A 24,969-nucleotide genomic window follows, 5' to 3' on the forward strand; every position below is an offset into this window, starting at 1 on the left:
ACCACCGCCCTCTTCCTTGCGTTTTACCAACCCTCCCAGCTGGTGGAGGGCCTCATCTGCAAAGCCAAGAGTACGGCTGAAGGCTATGGAGGGGAGAGTCTGGGCGGACTCACATCTTGTCACCGGCCCACAACGTGGCAAGGGTGCCCCGAGCTGTCTATGCAGTCGCGGGCTATTGAACTATTTTTACTACCACCACACTGCCTATCCTGTAGCAGCCATCGGTTTCAACATAGGCCACCGAGAGGCCGCTAGCACGAGGCTCGGCGTACCGGGCTTGTGCTACTGAAAATCGATGAGACGGTGTGTGTATAGGGGCAGGGCGGAGTGAAACTCGCGCGGCTTTTCACTGAGGGGATCGATGAATTCGATGTGGGTGGCCGTTAGGTGCATGGGGATACGCATATCCTCTGCTTCCTCGGCATAAATTTTTGGATAGACCGGGTCACCCAGGATGGGTACGCCGGCTTGCCACATATGGAGACGCAATTGATGGGTCTTGCCCGTTGTTGGTTTTAGCGTGTACTTACCCAATCGCGGCAGCTCGCCGTGGATTTTTTCATAAGGGGTGTTGTCTATTCGCTCGACTGAAGCGAGCGTGGTAAACGCGTTAGGGGGACCGTCGCCGATTCGGCCCTGGATTTCGCCGGGGGTCTTGGTGAGGTGCGAGGACCATTGGAGGGGCGTCGGAAAGCGCTGGTATTTGGCGATCGCTTGATAGGTTTTTGAGACTTTCTTTTCAGCGAAAAGCGTTTGGTAGGCACCGCGCACCTCACGGTGTTTGGTAAATAGCAAGATTCCGGATGTAAGTCTGTCTAGACGGTGTGCTGGTGCAAGATCGTTATTTCCGGTCATTCGCCGCAGCTGGACTGTAGCGGTCTGTACGATATGTCGTGCCCGTGGCATGGTGGCCATGAACGGTGGCTTATCGGCGATGAGAATATGTTCATCTTCATAGAGAACGGGGATGTCATAAGGCACCGGTAACTCGGGTGCCGGCATGCGGTAGAAAAAGACGTCCTCATCTTGGCGCAAGACGGATTCCGGGCGGAGCTGGGTTTGGTTGCGTAGGACCACCTCGCCGCAGTCAAAGCGCGCTTGGAGCGCGGCGGCGTCATCGTGAGGATGCCGGTGGCGTTGTGCCGAGATTACTGCACTAAGAAAATCCCAGGCGGTTATGTTTGCCTCAGGGGTGCGCACGCGGGTTGGGTTTAGGCCGTCTTTAATCGGTAAAGGCGTGAAACCTTTTCTGCGATGTATTAAGGTTTTGTCCATGGATTTTAACTCTCTCATTGAACCGGTTGTTGCCTTTTTCTCTGAAGGTATCGGCGCCGTAATCCGCACCGTCTTGGAATTTGTTTACACCGTTATGTTCCCGTCGAATTCTGAGGCCGCAACTATCAACCCTCAAGCCTAATCCGTACTACAATTAAGGTATAACCACGGAAAGGACACATCATGGCTAAGGAAGACATTGTAGTCGTTGCCGTTGACGGTTCGGAAGCATCCAAGAATGCAGTACGCTGGGCCGCAAATACGGCTATGAAGCGCGAGATTCCTCTTCGAATTGCATCGAGCTACACCATGCCGCAGTTCTTGTACGCAGAGGGCATGGTTCCGCCGAAGGAGCTTTTCGATGACTTGCAGGCCGAGACGCTGGAAAAAATCGAAGAGGCCCGCGCTATCGCTCATGAGGTTGCCCCAGAGCTGAAGATTGGTCACACGGTGGCTGAGGGCTCCCCGATCGATATGCTGCTGGAAATGTCGCATGATGTCACCATGATCGTCATGGGCTCCCGCGGCATGGGTGGATTGTCTGGCATGGTGATGGGCTCTGTCTCCGCTTCGGTTGTCTCCCACGCTTCTTGCCCAGTGGTCGTTGTTCGCGAAGATAATCACGTTACGGACTCCACCAAGTACGGTCCTGTCGTGGTCGGTGTGGATGGCTCTGAGGTCTCGCAGAAGGCCACTGCCTATGCATTCCGTGAGGCACAGGCCCGTGGTGCCGCATTGATTGCGGTCCACACCTGGATGGATATGCAGGTTCAGGCTTCCTTGGCTGGTCTTTCGGCCGCCCAGTCTGAGTGGGCTGATATCGAGAAGGAGCAGAGCGAGTTGCTGGCGGAAAACCTCAAGGAGCCGCGCGAAGAGTACCCAGACGTAGAGGTCAAGCAGCTTATCACCCGGGATCGTCCAGTGAGCGCTTTGACCGAAGCCGCAGAAGGTGCGCAGCTTCTGGTTGTGGGCTCCCATGGCCGCGGCGGCTTCAAGGGTATGCTCTTGGGCTCGACCTCTCGCGCATTGCTGCAGTCTGCACCATGCCCGATGATGGTTGTTCGCCCGGATGAGGACAACTAAAAGCTACTGCGTATAAGGTGCTCCGCCCATGAAGGCGGAGCACCTTTGTTGTTGCGTACCCCCCTAGGGCCGGTTCGCTCGTGTACGTTGGAGTGTACCCGTTAATTTAGGAGGATTGCATGAATTTGGGTTTGGGGCTTTTTAGCTCGATTGTTATCGGTATTATTGCTGGCTGGCTGGCAGAAAAGATTATGAAGCGCGACCATGGCTTGTTGACCAACCTTATTGTTGGTGTGCTGGGCGGCATTATCGGCGGAATGATTATCCACTTCCTGAACATTGAGGAAGGCGGATGGATCTTCTCCTTGATTGCTGCTACCGGTGGTGCTTGTATCCTGTTGTGGATCGTGGGGCTCATTAAGAAGTAGCCCGAATCTAATTCGCGTACAAACCGGTTTGTCTATAAGGTATAGATGAACCGGCTTTGTCGTTTTAGAGAGGAAACCATGGCAGAAAAGAAGTCGCGCCGTAATCGGCCCAGCCCGCGTAGTCGGCTGCTGGAATCGGCGACCAAGCTTTTTACTACCGAGGGCATTCGTGTCATCGGAATTGACCGCATCCTGCGTGAGGCGGATGTAGCTAAGGCTTCTTTGTACTCCTTATTTGGTTCCAAGGATGCACTCGTTATCGCCTATGTGGAAGCTTTGGACGAGAAGTTCCGCCAGGATTGGGAGCAGCGCACTGCGGAGATGACGGATCCGGATCAAAAGATCCTGGCCTTTTTTGATAAAGCGATTGAGGAAGAACCCAAGCAGGATTTCCGCGGATCCCACTTTTTGAACGCTGCCGGAGAGTATCCTCGTCCGGAAACTGAGGCGGAACATGGCATCGTGGCCGCCTGCGTCGAACACCGCAACTGGGTGCATTCCACCTTGACGGCACTGCTGACTGAGCGCAATGGGTACCCATCGTCCTCGCAGGCGAGCCAGCTGTTGATCTTCTTGGATGGCGGGCGTGCCGGTGCTCGGTTGACCAAGGAGATTGGGCCGCTGCAGACGGCCCGCGATCTGGCTACTCAGATGCTTTCTGCTCCCCCTGCTGACTATTCGATTTAAGATACTTTCGCGCCTCTATACGTAGCCGGTTGACCCGCTTCTTCTCTTCCTTGGAGAGGGCGGGTTCTTTTTCGCGCTTGCGCCAGCGGCGGATGCTGTCTCGGCGCATAGTATGAACGTCCTCAGTAAGTGGGTAGTCGCGGTGCAAAATGATCTCAAACATGGCGGTTTGGATCAGCGTGAAGAGATACGCGCAGCCCCAGTAGAGAATGATTGCTACCGGGATTGGTCCGGTTTGGGCCAAGTGCCATAGGAAGAATGGGATGACTAGGAGCAAAAAGCCCATGATGATGAAGACGCGACGGTTGACCTTTTGATCAAACTGAGTGGTGCGGAAGCTGCGCACCAGAGAAATAACAGAATTAGCCATGGTAAAGGTAATAGCGGCTATCAAGATGGGGTTGATGAGGTCGCCGTGTTCGCGGGCGAAATCCGTCAACGGGGCGCCGTAGAAGGTAGTTTGGCGGAAGGCCGACACATCGGAGGCATTCAGCATTCCCACGGTGGTGGAGCCGCGCTCGATATTAGACATGCGCAGGAGCACCTGGTAGAGGCCGATGAAGGCCGGGATCATGATGAGTGGGGGAAAACAGCCCGCTGCAGGGTTATAGTTGTAGCTCTTCATGAGGTTCTTTTCCTCTTGCATGAGCTCCACCATTTCCTCGGTAGTGGTGGCGTTGTTCATCTGCTTTTTGATGCGGTTGTTTTCTGGGCGGATGAGTGCGCCGATACGGGCGGAACGTACGGAAATCCAGTTCAGGGGGACAACGACGCCACGCACGGTGATAACGAGCAGAATGATCGAGATCAGCCAAGCCGTGGATTCACTGACGAAGCTGCTGACGATCCAGTGCCAGAATTTCATGATTCCAGAAACCGGGTACATGAAGACTTCGTACATACTTAACCTTTCATGGGCAGTATGGTCTAAGGCATGACTAAAGTTCTTGGGGAACTCATGCTAACCATTGGCGTGGTTCTTTTACTCTTTGCATTCTATGAAGCCTATTGGACAAATGTAGAATCCGGGCAGTTGCAAGAAGAGGCGAGTGCCGATCTTGAAGAGCAATGGAGGAACCCACGCCAGAAGATGGAGCCGGAATTGGGCGAGGCATTCGCCCAGCTCTACATTCCCACCTTTGGTTCTGACTATCACTTCGCCATCATTGAGGGCACCAATGAAGATGATCTGCTCCGCGGTCCTGGTCGCTACGTAGATTCCCAGATGCCGGGGGAGATGGGAAACTTTGCCGTTGCCGGCCACCGCGTGGGCAAGGGGGCTCCCTTTAATGATCTAGGCAAGCTGGAGACCTGCGATGACATCGTGGTGGAGACGCAATCGGAGCGAATCACCTACCGCGTACTGCCCATTGATGGTGAGCAGGCGGATTGTTTTAACGGAATACCGCCGGAGTATTCCCACGTGGTTGGCCGGCATATTACAACGCCTGGCGATGTCTCAGTGACCAACCCAGTACCAGAGTCTGACGCCGCGCCGAATCGCGAGATCCTTACCCTGACCACGTGCCACCCGCAATTTTCCAATGCGGAGCGCATGATTGTGCACGCTATGGAAGTAGAAAAAGAGGAGAAATAATGTATCGCGCTTTATGGAATTTTTTGCCGGGGCCGACACCGGTGAAAGTCATCTTGGCCATCGCCATTGCGGTGGGAGTTTTCTTCCTGCTGATGGAGGTTGTATTCCCGTGGCTGTCGCCAATGATGCCGTATAACGATGTCGCGGTCTAAAGGCCTAAGTTCGCAATCGCCTCGTGGGCGATCTGCTCTGATTTAACCGTTTGTTGCTGGTTGCTCCAGACCAGCACCGCGTGCGTGTCCTTCTGCACGGCGTATACGGCGTGTTCATCGACCACGCCCCGGCCGCCTTCCCAACCGTCAAAAGAGGCGGGTTCGGTGGCGTCGATAGGTGCGGCCCAATCCACTGCGGCGCGAGCGTCTTCGGCCGTGGGCATATCCCGCACGATGACGGTGGCTTGTGGATCGTCCTGATAAGACCAGAATACGCAGGCTGGGGTGGGAAAGCGCGTGTCGATGCCCTGTTTGGTCAGGCGCTGGCCGTTGGTTTCTTCTAGCCAGCCGGGGCCGATATAGGGGCAATCGCTCCAGTCATTGACCTCCGCGGTCTGAGAGACGTTAACCTCGGGTGCTTGGGATGATTCTGGGGTTACCGGGGTGTTTGGCGCAGGGGCGGGCGTGGATGAATCGCAGCCGGCGATCCCAAAAGCGGCTAGGGTGAAAAGGGGAAGTAGGCTTTTGCGCATGAACTCCACAATAGACCGGGATACCGATGCACTCCGCACCGGCATCCATATCCTCACCGCTGGCCTGCTGGTGGTCGGCATTTTCACCTCGGCGCGGATGCCGCTTTCCCAAGCGATTATTAACCTGCTGCTCTTGGTGGGTTTTGCGGCGGTATATTTCGCGGGCTCGGTGTACGGGGAGAACTGGGCTAGGCCGGTGCGCTACTTATGGCTATGCATCCTATCGGTGCTGTGGATAGCGGACCTTTCTGTGGCTCCAGCGGCAATCTATTTGGTCTTCGCGATGTTCTTCCTGTACCTCACGGTGCTGGATATGGCTGCGGGCATAGTCTGCGTTATTGGAGCCTCAATCATCACCGTGGCGGTGCAGATACCGCAGGGGCTAACTTTTGGCGGGGTAATGGGGCCGGCGGTCTCGGCGCTGGTGACGATAGCGATTACCTACGCCTTCCGTACGCTGTCACGGATGAATAAGGAGCTGATAGAAACTCGGTCGCAGCTAGCTGCCACGGAGCGCGATGCTGGCATGGTGGCCGAGCGTCAGCGCATTGCGCACGAGATTCATGACACCCTTGCCCAAGGGCTGTCTTCTATTCAAATGCTTTTGCATTCGGCGGACCGCGATTTGGATAAGCAGGACGTGGACAAGGCGCGAGAGCGAATTGAACTGGCCCGAAGGACGGCCGCGGATAATCTGCACGAGGCACGGGCGATGATTGCGGCCTTGCAGCCGCCAACGCTCAATGAGGCTTCCCTTGAGGCGGCGTTGACCCGCATGGCGGAGAACTTTGGTGCTACTGGAGACATCCACGTAGAGGTGGAATCCGAAGGTGAAGTACAACAGTTGCCCATGAAGGTGGAGGCGGCGTTATTGCGGATTGCGCAGGGGGCTGTGGGGAACGTCGTCAAGCATGCAGGGGCGAGCCGCGCCCGGATTACGGTGACCTATGAGGGTGATGAGGTGCGCCTGGACGTGGTGGATAATGGCAAGGGCTTTGATCCGGCCGCGGTGGAGAGTACCCCTGCAGGTCTGGGACATATTGGGCTGGCCGCAATCAGGCGCCGCGCGCAGGAGCTAGGCGGGGAGGTCATTATTGAATCTGCGCCGGGGGAGGGCACTGCTGTGTCAGCTAGTATGCCCTTAAACAGCCGAGTAGATTAAACTTTTGGTTGACAATGACATCGATAGGAGGAATGTCGTGATTCGGGTCCTATTAGCAGATGACCACGAAATCGTCCGGCTAGGCTTGCGCTCCGTGCTGGAGGGCGCAGAAGATATCGACGTCGTAGGGGAGGTCGCTACGGCCGAAGCTGCGGTGTCGGCTGCGCAGGCGGGCGGCATCGATGTCATCCTGATGGACCTGCGCTTTGGCGCCGGCGTGGAAGGGACCCGCGTTATGGGTGGCGCGGAGGCTACCGCGCAGATTCGGTCCGCCATGGCCACCCCGCCCAAGGTTCTGGTGGTCACTAACTATGACACCGATGCGGATATTCTCGGCGCGATTGAGGCCGGCGCCGTGGGCTATCTCCTCAAGGATGCACCACCGCAGGAGTTGCTCGCGGCGGTACGCTCGACTGCGGAGGGTGATTCGGCGCTTTCTCCTATCGTGGCCGATAGGCTAATGACTCGCGTACGCACGCCGCGTACTTCCCTTACACCGCGCGAGTTAGAAGTATTGCAACTGGTGGCAGCCGGTGCTTCAAACCGCCAGATTGGACAAGATCTTATGTTGTCTGAGGCCACCGTGAAGTCCCACCTTGTGCACATTTATGACAAGCTAGGTGTGCGTTCGCGCACCTCCGCCGTGGCGGCTGCGCGCGAGCAGGGCGTGCTCTAGTTGGCAGCGTTATAGGCCTCGATGACGTCCTGCGGGATCTTGCCCCGGTGCGCCACTGGCAGCCCTTGGGTGCGTGCCCATGCGCGGATCTGACTCGGATTGGCGCGCTGTGCATTGATGTCCGGGGCAACGCGGGCGGCGTCCACGTAGGGGGCGAGAAGATTATGGAAGCGACGCGCGTTATCCGTGGAGAGATCGATAAGGTAGTTTTGACCGTTCACGCTGAAGCGAATGACTTCTAGCTGGTCTTCGGGAATTAGGGTGTGGTCCAAGTCGTCGTAAAATTGGGTCACTTCACGGCGGGACATTTTGCCTCCAGTTTTCTAAATGCACACCAAGCAAAGAGAGCATTAATGGTGTTTCAGGGATAGGGCGATTAGAAGATTATCAGCATCTTTTTCTGGCTGAAAAGACTTTCCCCGAAAAATTCCGGAACTTTATGGAAAATAAATATATGCCACCACCGCCCCCTATTCGGTGGTGGCATAAATGATTTTACTGGGCCAGACGCTGCTGGATTTCCGCAGTAATGGAGTCAATCTCCGAGCTAATGGTCTTGTGTGCGCGGCGGCGCTGCTGCTCAGTCATAAACTCAGCATTGTCGATGGCGGAGTCTACTTCCTGGAGGCGGTCGCGCACATCGCGCTTGAATCCGGCCGGGATATCCGTGTTATCGAGGGAATTGCGGATACCTGCGGTGCGGGCCTTAAGTGGTGCACCGTAGCCAGAGAAGGAAGCCATCTGGTCCGAAGTTACGCCGGCTTTGGCGGCCTTTCGCTTTTCACCTTCGGTTTTCAAGCCTACGTAGCCGCGGTAGAGAAGTGGCAGCAGCAGGGGAGCGGCGGTGCGCAGTGCGCCGGCGTAGCGCTTGACGTTATCGGAATTAAAACGGCCGGCCTTGAGCTTGGCCAGTTCATTCTTGGCCATCTTCTGCTCGTGCTTGCGGCGCTTCTTTAGCCCCTTTTCCTCAGACTTGATGAGGTGCTTTTCCTGCTTGGCCAGGAGCTTTTGCTGGCGACGGCGGTCTTTAGACTGGGCCTTTACCTCTGCCTTAGCGCGGGTCTTGGCAGCCTTTGCCTGTGCGCGTGCTTCTTGGCGGGCCTTTTTAATTTTCTTCAGAATGCTCATTTAATTTCCCTCACGTTTGATCGAGTCTGGATTCAACTTTACCTTGCCATTCTATTAAGCTCACCCGGTGTGGAGGATGTGGTTGTTGCTTCGGACCTTGTGGGATGCCGTTACCGCTTAGTGCAGCGGCGTGCGCACCCCGAGATGCCGCGTACCCATGCCTCGATTGCCCGGGCGGAACGCCACGCCGCCGCCGTGGAGGCGGTCATGCAGATGCTTCCGCGCAGGGGTTCCGGTCGTTTCCGCCGCATCGATTTAGAAGGCGATGAGTGGGAGCGCTCCATGCGCACCCTTGAGGCTGTGGTTTCCGGATATACGCACATCACCAATGCGGTCTTTGCTACCGAGGAGTGGATGGTGCACGTGGATGTGCTGCTGCGTGGGGGCGATAAATACACCCCGATCATCGTCTCCAATCATCGTGTGGCCCGCAAGAATGACACGAAGACGACGCTGGCGGTGCCCACCCACAGGTTGGGGCTGAGCGAGCCGCTCGAAGCCCCGTATAAGCTGCGCCACCATGCGGTGGATGGCTACCGCTTAGCTTTTGCCGCTCGTGCTTTGCAGGATCTAGGGCTTGATTCGGGCCGGGGCGGAGCCATTGGACAGGATCGCACGCGAGCATTTTTTACTGACACGGCCAGGTTTGATCTGGAACGCGCGTGGAATCAGCCGCTGCCTACTGCGCCGGTACGGGTTAAAGAGTGCGCTAGCTGCCGCTTCTGGTCTTTGTGTGAACCAGAGTTGGTGGCGGCGGATGATATTTCGCTCTTTTTATCCGGCGACCGCGCTAAGCCTTACCGCGAGCGAGGTATTACTTCCGTGCAGGCGCTTATCGACGCCGACCTGGGCGAACCCTCCCGCCTTGCAGCCGCCTGGCGCGCCGGGGAAGTATTGTTGCGCCGCGGTGACGTGAACGTTCCGCGGGCGGACGTGGAAGTAGACGTGGATATGGAAGCCTACCTGGACCAGGGCGCGTATCTATGGGGAGCGTGGTACGACGGCGAGTATGTCCCTTTCGTGACCTGGGAGCCGTTGGGAGGGCGCGCCGAGGCGGAAAATTTTGCGGCCTTCTGGCGCTGGCTGATGGATCTGCGGGCGCAGGCGCATGCGCAGGGTAAAACCTTTGCTGTTTATTGCTACTCTGCCCATGGCGAGAATCACTGGATGCGTATGTCCGCGCGGCGTTTCCACGAGGTAGATGAGCGGGAGGTAGAAGAGTTCATCTCCTCGCCCGAGTGGGTGGATATGTTTGCCCACGTTAAAAGATCCTTCGCCGGCCCCTTTGGCCTGGGCCTGAAGGTTGTTGCGCCTGAGGCTGGGTTTACGTGGCCAGAAGAGGATTTCGACGGCGAAGAATCCGTGAATGCGCGGCGCGAGGCGCTAGCCGGGGACCTCGTGGCGCGGCAGCGTTTGCTGGACTATAACTCCGGCGATGTACAGGCCACCCGCGCGGTACGCGAGTGGATGGATGCCGGAGCACCGGGGGTTAAAGCGCTGTAAATAGGGCGTACACGACCGCGAGGATCGCTATGCCCATATATACCTGGTTCCATTCAGGTCCCGGCTTGGGATCTGGGCCCTCCGCCTTTTTCATTAAGACCTGTTTCTGGGCTTTGACCGCTCGGGCGATGAGCACGGGGTAGACAGCCAGAGAAAGGATGCACAGAAGGGAGGCGGCCACCTTGAGTAGGGAAATATCGGTACCGATCCAGATGAGTAGCCCGCCGTTGACGAATGTGGCACGCAATAAGCCGAGTTTGTCTAGCTGCTGTAGGCCCGCCCGGACCGCAGAGGGGCCGCCACCCATGGTGGTGGGCAAGAGGTAACTCATGACGCCGATGAGGAGCTGACCGGCAAACCCCACCAGCAAGGCGAGGGAAGGCAGTGCCGGTTCAGTGGTGAAAAAGTGCTGGACGGTGTAGTACGCCAAAGACAGCACCAGCCATAACGAGGCCATAAGGACGGAGACTGAGGCGAAAGTAATGCGATCGCGCGGGTCCTTAGCCACTGTGAGCACGTTGTCGAGCCACTGCTGCAGACTCAGTACCCAACCGCAGCAGTACATGATTAGGCCCAACTGGGGGAATCCGAGGAAGGCCCCAATGATGGTGGCGGCCACGCCGACGGCGAGCAGGGCAAAGGAGGAACGCATGTGGCGATTGATACCTTGGGTGCGCCAAATGGAGGGGAAAAGGATGGTGAGGGAGCCGGCCGCTGCCAAGCCGATGAAACCGCCGATATTGGCGGCGATATGGGCGAGCAGCAGCGTAGGGTGGCCGGGGTGGACCGCTAGCAGTGCGCCAAACATGGCGCCTACCGGCAGGCAGAGGGCGGAAAGTGCATAGGCGCCCACCACCGGCCGGAAGCGCTTTTCTTTGGCGCCGCGCCATTGCCGGAAGAGCGATGCCGCATGCCAAAGCATCATGAGAGTAATGAGCGTGGCTCCCACCTGGGTGACTATCCAGTGATGGGACCAGAATTCCATAAGGATTTGGCCGAGTAGCGTGATGATGATGCCGGCATTGAGGCCATAGATGCGACCCAATTGGGTGGGCCGGGCGGAATCGGGGAGGCGCTGTTGGGTGAATTTTTCCGTCAGGTGTTGTGACCAGACCATGATGCTATTGCTCACTAGTCCGAGGGTGAACAGGTGAATGAGCACCCATCGGTAGTTCGGCACCAGGGTATGCGTGGCACCCACGAGGATGAAAACCATCATCCATAGGGATACGGGACGGGAGGCCTTGCGGTGCCATGTCCGCGCCGACCACTTATTCTCAGGCATAAAACCGATTTTAGTCGGATTTAATCTTGGTCCAAGTCAGCGCAGTAAGGGCGAGGGCTACGGCGGTGAAGAAGGCAATGAAGAGGGGCCACGATAGGGCGTCGAAAAGCAGGCCGGCACATGCGCCCACCACAGAAGAGCCAAAGTAATAGCAGAACACATACATCGAAGAAGCCTCCGCACGGTCGTGGGTGGCAATCTGGCCCACCCATCCGGAGGCGGTGGAGTGTACGGCGAAAAGCCCACGGTAAAGGCGATCATGCCGAGAAGCGTCAGCGGAAGGTTACCGGCGCACAGCGCGATGCCAAGGGCAAAAAGCACGGCAGAGGCGAATAGGGTTTTCCCATGGCCTATGCGTGCGACAAGGGAACCTGCGCGCGCTGAGGACCATGTGCCGGTGAGGTAGAACAAAAAGGCCAAGCCGGCTAGCGAAGGGGCCAGACCAAAATCATCGATGAGCCGGAAGGTTAAGAAGTTATACATGGAGACAAACGTGCCCATGGACAGGAATGCGGTGAGAAAGAGCAAGGCCAAATCCCGGTTGGCCCAATGGCCCAAAAGCGCCCGGCTTTCGGTCTTGAGATGGATGGATTTGGGCCGGAAATTGCGTTGGGTAGGAAGTAGCAGCCAAGATGTAACGGCAAAGGCGAGTGAGACCAGCGCCGAGCCGAAGAGCGCCCAGCGCCACGTGGAAATCTCCACCAGTCCGGTGGGAATGAGGCGGCCGGTAAGGCCACCGACGGAGGTGCCTGCAATGTATAGGCCCATAGCCCGCGGCAGGGCTTTGTCATCGAGTTCTTCAGAAAGCCATGCCATTGCCGTGGCGGGGGCGCCGGACAGCAGCGCACCCTGCAGGCCGCGTACCACGATGAGCTGCCACCCCTCTTGGGCGAGGGGAACAATGAGTCCCACGCCGGTCGCGGCAACGGCCGAAATGAGCAGGATACGTCCGCGGCCGAAACGCTCGGAGAGAATCGATGCGGGCACCACGCACAGGGCCAGCGCACCCGTGGCGGCCGATACGGTCATGGCCGCCTCGGTGGAGGAAAGACCCATGTTTTGTACCAGCGTGGGAAGAATGGCTTGGGTGGAATAAAGGCTGGAGAATATAGCCAAGCCCACAAGGAGCATGGCTACCGTTGCGCGCCGCGTTCGAGTCATATCATTTAGCCTGCCCGGACATGCAGCATGTGTAAAATGTGGAAAATTACACTAAACGATGCGGAGTATGCATGAATGTGGAGGATGTCCGCGGCTTCCTCGCCGTGGTGGATCAAGGTCGCGTGGGTGCTGCGGCCGATGAACTGGGAATCTCCCAATCCGCGCTGACCCGCCGCGTACAGCGCGTAGAAGCTAGTCTTGGCGCCCGCCTTTTCGAGCGCACTGGGCGCACCCTGCACGTGAATTCGCGCGGGCGGGCCTTCGCTGCGGCTGGGCGGGAAATGCTCCGCGCCTACCAGGTCGGGCGGGACGATGTTGCCCGCCTCATGGATCCAGAACGCGGCACCGTGCGCCTAGATTTCATGCACTCCTTGGGAACCTGGCTAGTTCCGGACCTGGTCAAGAGCTATCGCGCGCAGCACCCGCACGTAGATATTCGCCTGCATCAAGGCGCGGCGCAGGAGCTGGTGAGCAGGGTGGAAAACGGCGAATCCGACCTTGCCCTCGTGGGCCCGCGTCCTGATGCAGCCCTAGGCTGGCACCAGATTAAGGTGCAGCGACTAGGCCTTGCTGTGCCGGAAGGCCACTGGGCAGCGAACCGGCGGGAGGTGAAACTAGCGGAATTCGCTGCAGACCCGTTCATCGGCATGCTCCCAGGCTATGGCACGCGCATGCTTCTCGATGCCCTTGCAAACGACGCTGGCTTTAGCCCCCACCTCGTCTTCGAATCGATGGAACTTACTACCGTTGCGGGGCTGGTAGCGGCAGGACTCGGGGTGGCACTCTTGCCGCTGGATGATCCTTATCTACAGGTGGGGAGCCTGATCCCCCTTACGCCGCCAGCGTACCGCGAGCTCGGTTTAGTGTGGCGCGCCGGGGACGATGCGCCCCCAGTGCAGCAATTCCGGGAATTTATCCGGGCATAGAAAAAGCCGCCCCGAAGGGGCGGCCGGAAGTAACTAAAAGGAGTTACTTGGTGGCTGCAGCGAAACGCTCAGCAACGTCATCCCAGTTGAAGACGTTCCATACGGCCTTAACGTAGTCAGCCTTAACGTTCTTGTACTGCAGGTAGAAAGCGTGCTCCCACATATCCAGCATCAGCAGCGGGGTGAAGTTGATGGAGGTATTACCCTGCTGGTCAGTCAGCTGCTCGATGATCAGGCGGCCAGCAATGTGGTCGTAGCCCAGAACGGCCCAGCCGGAGCCCTGCAGGGAGGTAGCAGCAGCGGAGAAGTGAGCCTTGAACTTTTCAAAGGAGCCGAAGTCGCGGTTGATGGCCTCTGCCAGCTCGCCGGTTGGCTCGCCGCCACCGTTCGGGGACAGGTTCTTCCAGAAGATGGAGTGGTTGGTGTGGCCACCCAGGTTAAATGCCAAGTTCTTGGAGAGGGCACGGATGCGATCCGGGTTAGCCTCACCGTTGCGCTCTTCCTCGAGTGCCTCGAGTGCAGCGTTAGCGCCAGCAACGTAGGTTGCGTGGTGCTTATCGTGGTGGAGCTCCATGATCTCTGCGGAGATGTGTGGCTCCAGTGCGTCGAATGCGTATGGGAGGTCAGGAAGTTCGTAAACAGCCATTTGTTAAATCCTTTCTTCGGGTACGTGTCCCGATGATAGGCACGGTTGAAAGATTTCGCCATGATTAATTCGAATCGTGGAACTGGCGCGAATATTAACTGGCTGCGGAATAGCTTTTCGCAGTACAACGTTGGGAAGAAGGAATAAGGAAGGAGCTATACCTTATGTGGATGTTTAAGCCGGAGCCCAAACTTGTTGCTGCAGACGAGGCGCTGCCGGGTCGACCGGAGCCGATCTTGGACCCCGCCCCGCACGCAGTTCTAGGAACGCCGATTACCGGACCGTGGAAGGACGGGCAGCGCTCCATCCTCATTGCACTGGGATGTTTCTGGGGTGCGGAGAAGATGTTCTGGGAGACAGAAGGAGTGGAGTCCACCTCGGTGGGCTATGCGGGTGGCACTACCCCGAATCCTACGTACTACGAGGTATGCCGCGGACTGACCAACCATGCCGAGGTGGTTGAGGTGGTTTATGACCCGCAACGCATCAGCCTGCGTGATCTTGTGGTGCAGGCCCTTGAGGCGCATGATCCCACCCAGGGCTTCCGTCAGGGCAATGATGTAGGCACGCAATATCGCTCTGCCTTCTATCCACGCACGGAGGATGATCGGGCAGAAATCCAGGACATCGTGGATTCCTATGCAAACAAGCTCAAGGAATTCGGATTCGGAGATACCACCACGGAGGTTAAACTTCTCTCCGATACAGATTCCGGGGAGTACTACCTAGCTGAGGACGAGCATCAGCAGTATCTACATAAGGTGCCCAATGGATACTGCCCGCACCACAGCACCGGGGTGAAGTGCGATTAAGCGTCGCGTCGGATGAAGTGGGCAATCTTCTTAGCCAACTTCGGGGTGAGCGATTGGCGCGATTGGGATCCTAAAACCTCGTCCCAATACCAGAGCATTTCCTCAAAGTAGTTGTGTCCGTGCCCGCCGGGGACGTTGAGGGAATTGATTTGGTCCAAGCCAATTTGCCACCAGGTAATAAATGGCACCCAGTGCAGCTGCCGGAAGGTATCCGCGTGCAGGGCCTCCGGCTGCGGTTCATGGATCCATGTGGGCCTGCGCACAAGGAGATTCAGGTCCCACCACACGATGGCGTCGGAAGCGTGTTGGGCAATGAGCATGCGGGGCCGGCGCCAAGTGTGGGTGTAGTCGTTGCCAAAGGCGTCGTGCAGCGTGTGGTCCGGGGCCGCTGCGTAGCGCACATGTTTACCGCCATCGATAACGGGCAGACGTTCCAAAGAGCCAATGTCTCGGCGCAAACGCTGGGTAAAATGCGTCATGCGTGGAGGGCCGGAAAAGACGGCGCCATTGCAGGCAGAAAGTAGGTCCTCCACATTATGGTAGTTATCCATAATGGCGTAGGCTCCAAGCGATTCACCTGCAAAATAGAGCCGAGGGCGGTTTTCCTCCGGTAGCTTATCTATTTCTTCTTGTATCACCCGAATCAATTCGCGGGCTGCCTGCTTCGGGGCGTTTTTATCTACAAGGTAAGCAAAGACCGAAGGCAGATAGGAATATTGCATGGTGACGGTGACGCAATCACCGCCGGTTAAAAACTCATAGGAGCACGCGCCCCAATTATTTATCCATCCCGAACCCGCAGGCATCTGGATAACGATAGTTTCGCGCCTTAGGGCACCAGTGCGCTCGAGTTCGGCGCGAACTTTCTCTGCGGATTGCCGGAAGGAACGCCCCGGAATGTATCCGGCATAGATGCGGATGGGCTCTTTCGCATTGATTCCTGTTGCCATGCGGATATCGCGGGCGCGGGGGCCATTGGAAACAAAGCGGCGCCCCTGCTGCCCCAGTGCTGACCACGGTTCGAGCGACCACGGGCTGCCGGAGCGCTCCGGCTCCCAAGGCATGGAGGTGCCGGGGAAAATTTGCTTATTGATTCTTTGCGCTTGGTGCGAAAGTGAGCGCAACCAGCGCCGAAAAACCACGCGATCAGAAAGGGCAAAGGCCGTTAGGCTCAGTCCTGCGGTAACAACCGGCCAAGCGATAAGCGCCGGAACCCAGCGTCCTAACTGGCGCGATAATTTAGTAACGGCCAGCTGTGTGGCTTCCCCGATAAGCAGTAGTGTGCCATAGCCTGCGGTGCCAGCGGCCAAGCCGATCGCCGCCGTAACGGGCCCGCGCACGAGCTGTTTATTGACTAACTCCGCCTGCTTTTTCTGCTTGCGCAACGAAAGTACGGCATTTAAGGCGGTGCCGGCGCCGATAGCAAGGTGCAGGATCTGTCGATGTTGTGGCCCCAGGCGGTCCTGGGGGCGCTTACCAATGCTGTTGAGTAGGAAGCTTGTCGAAGCCGCCCCCAAATGTCCGATGCCCTGGCCAATGGCTACATTGGCGGCAGTCACCCACCACGGGCGAGGGAGGAGAGAGGGTGAAATTGCTGCCCACGTGGCTAATTCCGCACCCAAAATTCCAGCCGACATATTGGGCGGTAAGGTTTGCCGGCTGGTCATACGGACGATGGGCGTGAGATCCGCGGCTACGCCAAGAGCGATTAGTGCAGCGCGGCGGAGTGCGCGTTTCATAATGCCCGATTGTCCCAGATTTCGGTGGGAATTTCAGGGTGAGATCTAGCCCGTGCAAAACCCCCCAAAAAGTTGCACAATGGGGTCATGGCAAATCATGTAGGAAACAAGGTAGTTCTCATCGGCGCCGGCGACGTGGGAGTCGCCTACGCCTTCGCTCTCATCAACCAAAGCATCGTTGACCACCTGGCAATCATCGACATCGATGAAAAGAAGCTAGAGGGCAACGTCATGGACCTCAATCACGGCGTTGTTTGGGCTCCCACCCGCACTCGCGTCACCAAGGGCACCTACGCCGATTGCGCAGACGCCGATATGGTTGTCATCTGCGCCGGTGCCGCACAGAAGCCGGGCGAAACCCGCCTCGACCTGGTGGGCAAAAACGTCAAGATCATGAACAGCATCGTCTCCGATGTCATGGCCAATGACTTTGACGGTATCTTCCTTGTCGCCTCCAACCCAGTGGACATCCTGACCTACGCCGTATGGAAGGCCTCCGGCCTGGACCACAAGCGAGTCATCGGCTCCGGCACCGTGCTGGACTCCGCTCGCTTCCGCTACATGTTGGGTGAGCTAGAAGGCGTTGCCCCGAAGTCCGTTCACGCCTACATCGTGGGCGAGCACGGCGATTCCGAGCTGCCGGCCGTCTCTACTGCCAATATCGCTGGTGTTCCGTTGTCCAAGAAGTTCGACACGGATCCGGAGTACGCTGAGCGCATCGAGAAGATCTTCGAAGATACCCGCGATGCTGCCTACTCCATCATTGATGCCAAGGGTTCTACCTCTTTCGGCATCGGCATGGGCCTAGTCCGCATTACCGCCGCCGTCATCCAGAACCAGGACGTGGCTCTGCCAGTGTCTGCGTATCTGCAGGGCGAGTACGGCGTAGAAGATCTCTACATCGGCACTGCCGCCATTATCAATCGTTCCGGCATCGTGCGCGCGATTGAGCTGCAGCTCAATGAGCACGAAAAGGAGCGTTTCGATGCTTCTGCGAAGACCCTGAATGACATCAAGGAAGAGTTCTTCGGCTAGTGAAGATTGTCGCCCACAGGGGATACTCCGGAAAATATCCAGAGCTATCCCCTCTAGCTTTTGAGAAGGCTTTAGATTTGCCAATTCATGGCGTCGAGTGCGATGTGCGCTTGACGCGCGATGGAAAGGTAGTGGTCCAACACGATCCCACGTTGGACCGTACTGCGGGGCGTCCCGGCCGCATTTCCAAGCTGGACTGGGAAGAATTGCGCGGCGTGGACATCGGTTCGGGCCAACGCATGATGCTTCTCGACGAACTCTTGGAACTACTCGAGGGCACACCGCACCACCTTTATATCGAGACTAAGCACCCCTCCGGGCAGGGCGACATCCTGGAGGAGCAAACGGTGCTGCGCTTGCGTTATGCGGGGCTTTTTGACGACCCCCGGATCCACGTCATTTCCTTTTCCCACCACGCCATCCGCCGCATGCAGAATTTGGCGCCGCACATGGACCGGATTTATCTCCGCCGCGATTGGGAGCGCCACGTCAACCGTCCCGATGTAATGCTGTCCAAGCCCACCGCGCTCGGCGTATCGTTGCTGCGCGCGAAGCTGCAGCCGGCAATTATCGGCGCGCAGGGATTGCCCACCTACCTGTGGACCGTAGACAAGCCGGAGGACATGAAGTGGGCGTGGGCTAACGGGGTAGATATGCTCGCTACCAACCAACCCGAAGTGGCCCTACATGCCATTGAGCTCTAGTAAGCAGGTATCTTGGAGGCATGGCCAAGAAGAAAAAGAACAAGGAACAGCTGCCTGAGGGCATGTCCCGCCGCCAGGCAAAGCTCGCTGCCCGCGCCAAGGAGCGCGCCGCCCTGGAAAAGGATCCCCGCCCCTACGGCGGACTTGCTGCGGAGGCCTCCCTGGTCGCCATGCAGGAGTTCGTCCCCTCCGCTTTTGCCAAGCTTGACGTAACAGGCTGCGATAAGAACGTGTATGTAGCCACCGTCCTGCCGGGTGCTTCTGCTGCGCTTATTCGGGACACCGAATTTGGCGGCGATGCCTTCGTGGGCCTGCAGGTGCAGTCCCACACCCACAACCCGGGCCGCGACCTCGCCTTTGCCCTTAACTGGGTGAAGAATAACGAGCCGGGCGCCACCCTGGAATCCACTGCTGCTGACGGCTCGGAGCCGAAGCTGGAGGAGCTTATCGATGCCTCCGCTACCCTCGACGTGCAGGTTCACCAGGACTTCGAATGGTGGATTCCGGAGGGAGCACAGGTCACCCCACAGATTGCGCAGTCGCTACGCGCCGCAAATGATTCCGTTATCGAGTCTCACCAGGTAGGCGAGAACATCACCGGTGCGGCCTTCTGGGCAAATGCCGGCGGCGGCAAGGCCCACATCCGTTGGGTCCGCCCGAATGACGATGAATCCGCATTCCTGAACGCGCTGGCGCGCGTTGCCGCCCGCGGCGAGCTGAACTTGGGCGAGGGTACCAAGTTCGCCGGTGTTTTCCGCACCCACGGTCTCATCGCTCCGGTCTTCGACTTGGATCCAGAGGTTGACCACGCTTCTTATGAGGATCACCTCACCCCCGTGGACAAGGCCTTGGAGGAAGAAATCTCTAATGATGCTCAGCTGAGCGCCGATGAACGCAAGCAGCTAGAAAACATTAAGTCCCGCCAGGTGACCCTGCGCTAAAGACAAGAAAATGGCCCTTCCCCGGTAGAGGAAGGGCCATTTTTTGATCGCTATTTGAGAGAATCCCACAACCCAGCGGCTGCTTCATCGTCCCAGAGGACGACGTTGCCTACCTCGGTGTCTTGGAAACCGCCGATGGGGACGGTCTCGGTGTCTACACCGGAGCCCATGGCAAGTGCCACGCGGGCGAGGTGCCAAACGTGGTCGCCCTCGCCCACGATGAACGAGGAGGCGGTGTGGTTGACCAAGGAGAAGGCGCGGAATGGGTTGATCAGGGTGGCTGGGGAAGCAACCTTATCCAGCAATGCGGAGAAGAATTCGCGCTGGCGCTGCACGCGGTCGAGGTCACCCATAGCGGTGGCGCGGGTGCGCACGTACCCGAGGGCGTCGCGGCCCTTGAGCTTCTGGCAGCCGTCTTGGAGATCAATGCCGGCCAGCGGGTCATTGATGGGTTCCTTCACGCATACGTCTACGCCGCCGACGGAGTCGACCACATTGGCTAGGCCGCCCATGCCGATCTCGGCGTAGTGGTCGATGTGCAGACCGGTCGTGCCCTCGACGGTTTGGGCAAGCAGCTGCGGTCCACCGTAGGTAAAGGCAGCATTGATCTTGTCCATGCCAAAACCGGGGACTTCCACGTAGCTATCGCGTGGGATGGAAACGAGCTTGGCCTTGCCGGTGCGTGGGATGTGCAGCAGCATGATGGTATCGGTGCGGCCCTCGCCCACATCACCACCGGTGCCCAGTTCAGCCTGCTGTTCCTCGCTGAGGCCTTGGCGGGAATCGGAACCCACGAGCAACCAATTGGTGCCGGCGGTATTAGAGACTTGTTCTTCTGGCAGTGCCTCCACGCGGGTGAGGCGGGCATCGGCCCAGAACATGAAGACGAGGTTGAATACCAGCAGGACGACGAGCGCCAGGCCAACGCACCCGAGGGCGCGCTTGGCTGGATTGACCTTTTTGCGCCGGCTGTGCGGGCGCTGCCGGGGTGCGGGGCGCGGCGTGGTGCGACGAGGCGGGCGCTGCTGCGCGCGGTACTGGCTGGGGTAGCGGCTCGGCGTTGGCGGCGGAGTGCGGCGCGGGGGCTGTTGCTGTGGCTGCGGAGCGCGGAAGGATTGTTGCTCGGGTTCCACGCGCCGCGGCGCCGGGCGGGCGGAGGAACGGCGTGGAATGGGGCGGCCGTATCGATCCTTGAGGGGACGTCCATCAGCCCCAAGGACGAATTCAGTGGAGGAGTCGTCGCCGGCGCGGCGGGCCTCCCTATGCGGATCTCGTCCTGATTCAGTCATGCGCTATACCTTACAAGGAGCAGGGAGATTCGCCCGCTTCGCGTCGACCCCTGCGGACATTTTCACAGGAAGGAATAACCTGTAAAAGCGACGGCGTCGATAAGAAAATGCGCGATGACCAGCGGCCATACTCGGACTGTGCGGTGATAGTAGTAGCCGTAAATTAAGCCCATAATGATATTGCCGAAACCAGCGGAAACGCCCTGGTAGAGGTGGTAAGACCCGCGCAGAATGGAGCTTGCGGCCATTGTGGCAGGAAGGGACCAGCGGGCTTGGCGCAAGCGCGTCATAAGCCACATCACCACCACGGTTTCCTCCGCGAAGGCGTTGGCAGCGGCCTTGAGGAGGGAAACGGGGATTTCCACCCAGGCATTGGCGAAGTCGCCGGGAATCACCTCCTTGCTCCACCCAAAATGCACCGCCGCGAAATACAGGGCGAGTCCCGGGATGCCAATGAGGGCGGCAAGCCCTGCGCCTTCGAGCCAGTCGCGGGTGCGGTGGGGCCGGGGCACTATGTGATCCTTGGCCAGCAGGAAAAGCGCTAAGGCTCCATAGGAAAAGAGAACAGCGGCGGAGCACAGCTGCAGGCCCATATCCACCCAGGCAAGAGAGGACTGGCTGGAATTGAGCGTGACCGATTGTTCGTCGAGCCGCTGCGGTGCGGCCAGGGAATTGATGAGGTTCAACACCGCCCGCACCCCGGAAATGCCAAAGGTGAGGGTGAGGACGATGAGCAGCTCGGCGCGTAGGGACTTGGTCATGGGTGGAGGATGCGGGCGAGGCCGAGGAGGGCGGCGTCGGAAAGCGTAATGCCTCCCAGGTGTACGCCCACCGGCGGGTGATTGGGTACGGCCCACGGTACGGAAATGGCTGGCAGGCGGGCCATGTTGAAGAGGGAACCCCACGGCGACCACCGGGTCTGGGCCGCGAAATTCTCCGCATGGGGCAGGGACAGGAAGTGGCCGGTGCGCGGCGGATCCGCGGTGAGCATCGGCGTAAGGATGGCATCAACGCCCCATTCCTGGGCCAGCAAGCCGGGGAGCTGCCGGATATGCGCCCGCGCCGCGGCCAGCTCAGCGGAGCTCACGCGCCGGCCCTGCTGAGCAATCCACTCGGCGTAGCCTGCCGCCGGGTTGAGCCCCGCCAAGCGGGAGGTAAAGGTCGTGCGGAAATGCGCAAAGGTGGCCCGGGCCTGCGGATACGGGGAAATGGGCACCACGGTGAAGCCGGCTGCCTGTAGGCGTTGGGCGGCCTCGCGGGCGGCGCGCAGGTGGTGGGCATCGACGTTGGCATCGCAAAACAGCGGCTCTACCAGCAGGCCGATGCGGGCCCGCGGGGTGATCATGCGGTGGCCATGCAGAAAGGCATTATCGGCTACGGTCCGGGTGATAAAGCCCTGCACACCCAGTTCTTTTCCTGCCGGTTTAAAGCCCACCACGCCGCAGGCTGCGGCCGGCACTCGGATGGAACCGCCACCATCGCTGGCGTGCGCCGCGCGCAGCAACCCGCGCGCGACCTGTACCGCCGCACCGCCCGAGGAACCACCCGGTGTGCAGCCGGGATAAAGGGGATTATCGGGATGGGGCAGGCCCACTGGTTCCGTATCCACGCGCAGGCCCAACTCCGGGGTGGAGGACTTACCGATGATGCGCGCACCTTGCTTCTCCAAGGCCTCGATGAAGGCATCGCTGCGCTCGGGGTAGTAGGTGCGATCGGTACTTCCCAAGGTCGTGGGCATGCCGCGGACATCGCAGAGATCCTTGGCGGAGAGGACCCAGCCGCTCAGACGACCGCTATGGGTTGCTTTCCGCTCTAGGTCCACATAGGTGAAACCATGCTCTGCAGGGGAAAGGCCGTGCAGAGATGAACGGAGTTGTTCTACGGAAAAGTCCATAAAGCCTCAATATAAAGTCCCGCTGGATCGACTCGAAGCTGTTACTAGGTGGAAACGCTTGGCCAGTAGTACTTTAGCAAAAGCGAGGGAGAGAACTTCTCAGTTCTGTTATGGGTGGACACCTAGCGATCAGGAAAGAGGAGGTCAGTATGCCTAGGAAGAATAATTTCAAGGCCGTCCTCTTAGGATACAAGTTGCGTCGCGATAGGAGCCGAGTACGCTACTCGCGGCGGGATGAGCCCCAGGGCACAGGCGTACTACAGTCGGGATCTGTTAACTCGTTCGCATTTATTTGACGCGAAAGCCAGCGAGCGAAGACAGCTTGGTGAGCTAGGGGCAATGCCTAAAGATAATCTAAGCGTATCGGGGTATAGGGATTGTACACCTTGCTAGATCCCAACGGAATTGGTCGAAGCCCATAACCTCCTTACCTTGTTTTCCGAGCCAGAGACCTTATCAAGCGGAAAGCGAAAAGTGTGCTGGCATGCGGGCATAGTCTCCTGAATCCGATTAGCAGTTTCACATGGAATGCGGGCTTTGCATGGGAATCAAAATTATTGGAACAAAACAGATTTGACCCTAACCGCAGGCTGCCGCACTTGTTATGACTTTCGGTCGATAAGCTGCCTTACTTCGTTGATCATGACCTTCCCCATTGCATTACGGGGGAGAGAGTCAGTGAAGTAGACATCTCTTGGAATTGAATGGGAGGCTAAATTGTCGTCCACCCATTCTCGGACATCATCTTCGGTTACAGAAGATCCATCGGTAACTACAATAGCCGCAATTCGTTGGAATTTCTCGGCATCGTCAACCCCGATTGCGAAGGCTTCTTTAATATGGGGATGTTTCTCTATTACCTCGGTGACGGATTCGGGATGAACATTCTCACCGCCGACAATTATCATGGAGTCTGAGCGTCCGACAACATGTAGGTATCCCTCGGAGTCATAGAAGCCCATGTCACCCATATTAATCATGCCTCCGGTGTTAGGGACGTAAGGTGGTTCTTTGTCGGGATTCGTGTACTCGTCTAGCATCATCGGGCTCTTCATTGCGATTTGTCCGATACGGCCAGTAGGTACTTTATTTCCGTTGCCATCATGAACTAAAACTTGAATTCCAGGTGACGGCATTCCTACGACTGAAGGATCACGGAGGACGACCTCAGGGGAAGCGCAGGTTGTCATATCAGTTTCAGTTGACCCGTACAGATTGGAAACAATCGGCCGGCCAAAACGTGAATTAGCGCGTTCGACCAAGTCCTTCGTAACCTTATTACCGCTTGACCCTATCCATTTTAAGCTTTCAAGCGAGTAGTCATCGCTGAGCATCTCCTTCAAGAAAATAGGAGAAGAGATACTCCCTTCGCATTGGTAGCGATCGATGAGTTCCATGCCCTCTTTAGGGTCGAAGATCCGCCGAATAACCAGGGTATTTGCTCCCGCGAATGCAATATTAAGCCCGCCGTGTCCCCATGCATGGAAAAGTGTGCAAGGCATGTATATTGTTTGGAGAGGTCTCCAAGCCATTACCGAAAGGATTTGCCCCAACGTAATGGGGAACATTGGATCATTTCTACCGACTCCTTTAGGGGTACCAGTCGTGCCGGAGGAAAACAGAACATTAGGGGATTGTCCGGGGATGAGCGGAAGCTTGCTTTTCGGGGTCTGGTCAAAAATATGTGAAATAGAGTCTACGATGCGAGGGTGAGTGCTCTCGGAAGCTCGAGGGCCGTTGAGGATAACTACCTCAACGGTACTGGGCAGCTTATGGGCTAACTCGCTATCCGCGAAAACTAAACGAATATCGTTTTGGTTGATCAGTGTTGTTAATTGTTCTTTCGAGGCTTGCACATTTAGCATATTGCACGACATGCCATTATACGATTTTGCTATAGCAGCATCGATTGTCTCAATCGAATTTAGTGCAAGGACACCATACGAAAGATCTCGACGCTTCACTCCGTGGCTTTCTGCATAATCAATCAGCCAACGGGAGACGTGTTGAATTTCGGCGCTCAGGTCTTGAAAGCTGATTGACCGGCGATCGTCTATCACGGCTATCCTGTTGGGGTGGTTCAGGCGAGCATTTTCCAAGTTGCGGGCGAATGAAAAATGATAGCGAATTATATTGGGCAACGCCATAAGAATTGCCTTTGGGTTATTGCCAAGTCCGATAAACCCAGCGTTATGGGCTGTTCGAAGCATGAACTTCATGCCGAGTGCAATCGCTTTGGCATTTTCTAGGGTTCTGATGGAGCGCACGGTTGTCCTTTCAGGTTGGATAGAGACGAAGCGTCAAAAAGTATAAGGCGAATCAACCTTAATAGCGAGTTCTTGTCAAGCGTTAGCGAAACTTGAGGCCCTTATT

General features: G+C 57.7%; 26 protein-coding genes and 1 pseudogene. 14 read left to right on the forward strand and 13 right to left on the reverse strand.

Annotation, left to right across the window (positions count from 1 at the left end):
* Positions 1-282: 282 nt before the first annotated feature.
* On the reverse strand, positions 283-1,293 hold the full coding sequence (locus WMP96_RS06740) for a pseudouridine synthase (protein ID WP_436407011.1): 1,011 nt from the start codon (positions 1,291-1,293) through the stop codon (positions 283-285).
* Here WMP96_RS06740 and WMP96_RS06745 point away from each other — a divergent pair.
* From WMP96_RS06745 to WMP96_RS06760, 4 genes are all read left to right on the forward strand, one after another.
* Positions 1,274-1,417, forward strand: coding sequence for a hypothetical protein (locus WMP96_RS06745; RefSeq protein ID WP_023020120.1), 144 nt, complete (start codon positions 1,274-1,276; stop codon positions 1,415-1,417). The two genes, WMP96_RS06740 and WMP96_RS06745, sit on opposite strands and share 20 nt — an antisense overlap.
* Before the next feature lie 41 nt (positions 1,418-1,458).
* Positions 1,459-2,358 carry a universal stress protein gene (locus WMP96_RS06750; RefSeq protein ID WP_239206430.1) on the forward strand — a complete coding sequence of 300 codons (900 nt, stop codon included), beginning with the start codon at positions 1,459-1,461 and terminating at the stop codon, positions 2,356-2,358.
* Positions 2,359-2,477: 119 nt separating this feature from the next.
* On the forward strand, positions 2,478-2,726 hold the full coding sequence (locus WMP96_RS06755) for a GlsB/YeaQ/YmgE family stress response membrane protein (RefSeq protein ID WP_005325340.1): 249 nt from the start codon (positions 2,478-2,480) through the stop codon (positions 2,724-2,726).
* A 78-nt stretch (positions 2,727-2,804) separates the two neighbouring features.
* The gene (locus tag WMP96_RS06760; RefSeq protein ID WP_086588579.1) at positions 2,805-3,413 is read left to right on the forward strand and encodes a TetR/AcrR family transcriptional regulator; all 609 of its coding nucleotides are present in this window, start codon (positions 2,805-2,807) and stop codon (positions 3,411-3,413) included.
* On the opposite strand, the gene yidC is transcribed toward WMP96_RS06760, so the two are convergent.
* Positions 3,370-4,314 (reverse strand): membrane protein insertase YidC, encoded by a 945-nt coding sequence (gene yidC, locus WMP96_RS06765; RefSeq protein WP_301716198.1) that lies wholly within the window; start codon positions 4,312-4,314, stop codon positions 3,370-3,372. The genes WMP96_RS06760 and yidC overlap by 44 nt on opposite strands.
* Before the next feature lie 33 nt (positions 4,315-4,347).
* Between yidC and WMP96_RS06770 the strand changes: the two genes are divergently transcribed.
* Positions 4,348-5,010: a class E sortase gene (locus tag WMP96_RS06770; RefSeq protein ID WP_301716199.1), complete on the forward strand. Its 663-nt coding sequence runs from the start codon at positions 4,348-4,350 to the stop codon at positions 5,008-5,010.
* The gene (locus WMP96_RS06775) at positions 5,010-5,162 is read left to right on the forward strand and encodes a hypothetical protein (protein WP_023020115.1); all 153 of its coding nucleotides are present in this window, start codon (positions 5,010-5,012) and stop codon (positions 5,160-5,162) included. The genes WMP96_RS06770 and WMP96_RS06775 overlap by 1 nt, the downstream gene beginning before the upstream one ends.
* Here the strand turns inward: WMP96_RS06775 and WMP96_RS06780 are convergent.
* Positions 5,159-5,695, reverse strand: a complete 537-nt coding sequence (locus tag WMP96_RS06780) for a DUF2020 domain-containing protein (protein ID WP_259825154.1) — start codon at positions 5,693-5,695, stop codon at positions 5,159-5,161. The genes WMP96_RS06775 and WMP96_RS06780 overlap by 4 nt on opposite strands.
* On the opposite strand from WMP96_RS06780, the gene WMP96_RS06785 reads away from it, so the two are divergent.
* Together WMP96_RS06785 and WMP96_RS06790 are read left to right on the forward strand one after the other, a co-directional pair.
* Positions 5,694-6,857: a sensor histidine kinase gene (locus WMP96_RS06785; protein WP_034655582.1), complete on the forward strand. Its 1,164-nt coding sequence runs from the start codon at positions 5,694-5,696 to the stop codon at positions 6,855-6,857. The two genes, WMP96_RS06780 and WMP96_RS06785, sit on opposite strands and share 2 nt — an antisense overlap.
* 37 nt (positions 6,858-6,894) lie before the next feature.
* The gene (locus WMP96_RS06790; protein WP_023020112.1) at positions 6,895-7,533 is read left to right on the forward strand and encodes a LuxR C-terminal-related transcriptional regulator; all 639 of its coding nucleotides are present in this window, start codon (positions 6,895-6,897) and stop codon (positions 7,531-7,533) included.
* On the opposite strand, the gene WMP96_RS06795 is transcribed toward WMP96_RS06790, so the two are convergent.
* Both WMP96_RS06795 and WMP96_RS06800 read right to left on the reverse strand, forming a co-directional pair.
* On the reverse strand, positions 7,530-7,841 hold the full coding sequence (locus WMP96_RS06795) for a histone-like nucleoid-structuring protein Lsr2 (protein WP_086588574.1): 312 nt from the start codon (positions 7,839-7,841) through the stop codon (positions 7,530-7,532). The genes WMP96_RS06790 and WMP96_RS06795 overlap by 4 nt on opposite strands.
* Before the next feature lie 187 nt (positions 7,842-8,028).
* A complete protein-coding gene (locus WMP96_RS06800; protein WP_049359857.1) occupies positions 8,029-8,661 on the reverse strand; it encodes a DUF6474 family protein in 633 nt (210 codons plus the stop codon).
* Between the two features lie 69 nt (positions 8,662-8,730).
* Between WMP96_RS06800 and WMP96_RS06805 the strand changes: the two genes are divergently transcribed.
* Positions 8,731-10,164 (forward strand): TM0106 family RecB-like putative nuclease, encoded by a 1,434-nt coding sequence (locus WMP96_RS06805; protein WP_340432526.1) that lies wholly within the window; start codon positions 8,731-8,733, stop codon positions 10,162-10,164.
* Here WMP96_RS06805 and WMP96_RS06810 read toward each other — a convergent pair.
* Together WMP96_RS06810 and WMP96_RS06815 are read right to left on the reverse strand one after the other, a co-directional pair.
* On the reverse strand, positions 10,151-11,449 hold the full coding sequence (locus WMP96_RS06810) for a copper oxidase (protein ID WP_301716201.1): 1,299 nt from the start codon (positions 11,447-11,449) through the stop codon (positions 10,151-10,153). The genes WMP96_RS06805 and WMP96_RS06810 overlap by 14 nt on opposite strands.
* A gap of 10 nt (positions 11,450-11,459) precedes the next feature.
* Positions 11,460-12,610: pseudogene (locus WMP96_RS06815) on the reverse strand (MFS transporter).
* A 71-nt stretch (positions 12,611-12,681) separates the two neighbouring features.
* Between WMP96_RS06815 and WMP96_RS06820 the strand changes: the two are divergent.
* On the forward strand, positions 12,682-13,536 hold the full coding sequence (locus WMP96_RS06820; protein ID WP_301716203.1) for a LysR family transcriptional regulator: 855 nt from the start codon (positions 12,682-12,684) through the stop codon (positions 13,534-13,536).
* Positions 13,537-13,579: 43 nt separating this feature from the next.
* On the opposite strand, the gene WMP96_RS06825 is transcribed toward WMP96_RS06820, so the two are convergent.
* Positions 13,580-14,182 (reverse strand): superoxide dismutase, encoded by a 603-nt coding sequence (locus WMP96_RS06825; RefSeq protein ID WP_005325362.1) that lies wholly within the window; start codon positions 14,180-14,182, stop codon positions 13,580-13,582.
* 164 nt (positions 14,183-14,346) lie between these two features.
* Between WMP96_RS06825 and msrA the strand changes: the two genes are divergently transcribed.
* On the forward strand, positions 14,347-14,994 hold the full coding sequence (gene msrA / locus WMP96_RS06830) for a peptide-methionine (S)-S-oxide reductase MsrA (protein WP_340432532.1): 648 nt from the start codon (positions 14,347-14,349) through the stop codon (positions 14,992-14,994).
* On the opposite strand, the gene WMP96_RS06835 is transcribed toward msrA, so the two are convergent.
* A complete protein-coding gene (locus tag WMP96_RS06835) occupies positions 14,991-16,733 on the reverse strand; it encodes an alpha/beta-hydrolase family protein (protein WP_340432534.1) in 1,743 nt (580 codons plus the stop codon). The genes msrA and WMP96_RS06835 overlap by 4 nt on opposite strands.
* An 87-nt stretch (positions 16,734-16,820) precedes the next feature.
* Here WMP96_RS06835 and WMP96_RS06840 point away from each other — a divergent pair, with 87 nt between their 5' ends.
* From WMP96_RS06840 to WMP96_RS06850, 3 genes are read left to right on the forward strand one after another with little or no spacing between them, the layout of a single operon-like run.
* Positions 16,821-17,768, forward strand: a complete 948-nt coding sequence (locus tag WMP96_RS06840; RefSeq protein WP_340432535.1) for an L-lactate dehydrogenase — start codon at positions 16,821-16,823, stop codon at positions 17,766-17,768.
* Positions 17,768-18,472, forward strand: a complete 705-nt coding sequence (locus WMP96_RS06845) for a glycerophosphodiester phosphodiesterase family protein (protein WP_301716206.1) — start codon at positions 17,768-17,770, stop codon at positions 18,470-18,472. Before WMP96_RS06840 ends, WMP96_RS06845 begins: the two co-directional genes overlap by 1 nt.
* Before the next feature lie 20 nt (positions 18,473-18,492).
* Positions 18,493-19,413: a DUF5926 family protein gene (locus tag WMP96_RS06850; protein ID WP_301716207.1), complete on the forward strand. Its 921-nt coding sequence runs from the start codon at positions 18,493-18,495 to the stop codon at positions 19,411-19,413.
* A gap of 50 nt (positions 19,414-19,463) precedes the next feature.
* Here the strand turns inward: WMP96_RS06850 and WMP96_RS06855 are convergent, their stop codons facing one another.
* The 4 genes from WMP96_RS06855 to WMP96_RS06870 form a co-directional block, all read right to left on the reverse strand.
* Positions 19,464-20,702, reverse strand: coding sequence for an LCP family protein (locus WMP96_RS06855; protein WP_340432539.1), 1,239 nt, complete (start codon positions 20,700-20,702; stop codon positions 19,464-19,466).
* Between the two features lie 62 nt (positions 20,703-20,764).
* Positions 20,765-21,463 (reverse strand): CPBP family intramembrane glutamic endopeptidase, encoded by a 699-nt coding sequence (locus tag WMP96_RS06860; protein ID WP_301716209.1) that lies wholly within the window; start codon positions 21,461-21,463, stop codon positions 20,765-20,767.
* Positions 21,460-22,596 carry an amidase gene (locus tag WMP96_RS06865; protein WP_301716210.1) on the reverse strand — a complete coding sequence of 379 codons (1,137 nt, stop codon included), beginning with the start codon at positions 22,594-22,596 and terminating at the stop codon, positions 21,460-21,462. The genes WMP96_RS06860 and WMP96_RS06865 overlap by 4 nt, the downstream gene beginning before the upstream one ends.
* Before the next feature lie 602 nt (positions 22,597-23,198).
* On the reverse strand, positions 23,199-24,863 hold the full coding sequence (locus WMP96_RS06870; protein ID WP_340432542.1) for an AMP-binding protein: 1,665 nt from the start codon (positions 24,861-24,863) through the stop codon (positions 23,199-23,201).
* Positions 24,864-24,969: the final 106 nt, after the last annotated feature.

It is taken from the genome of Corynebacterium sp. KPL4035, assembly GCF_037908325.1.
Classification (GTDB): Bacteria; Actinomycetota; Actinomycetes; order Mycobacteriales; family Mycobacteriaceae; genus Corynebacterium; species Corynebacterium kefirresidentii.